Consider the following 233-nt stretch of genomic DNA (forward strand, 5'->3'; position numbering starts at 1 on the left):
GTATAATTATTGGGGGGATGATGATGGTGATGGTCAGGGAATTGATGGTGTCACCGCTACTGGTAGTTTAAATTTATCTATTGTTGATAAATACAATAATCCTGTTGCCCGTAATAAAATACTGACTTTTTGTGGAGATAAAGCGCCTTATAAATTAACCTTATCTAATACTGAAGGTACATTAAAAACACGTTATGGTGTGCCTAATGAAAGTCGTTTTAGTGCAAGTAATG

1 protein-coding gene is annotated in these 233 nt (G+C 34.8%); it reads left to right on the plus strand.

Features of this window, described 5'->3' with window-relative positions; all coding sequences use genetic code 11:
• Window positions 1-233, plus strand: a 233-nt coding sequence (locus H3T83_RS11340; RefSeq protein ID WP_198215811.1) for a hypothetical protein, incomplete at both ends; no start/stop codon positions are given.

This window comes from Gilliamella sp. M0320 (genome assembly GCF_016101635.1).
Taxonomy (GTDB): domain Bacteria; phylum Pseudomonadota; class Gammaproteobacteria; order Enterobacterales; family Orbaceae; genus Gilliamella; species Gilliamella apis.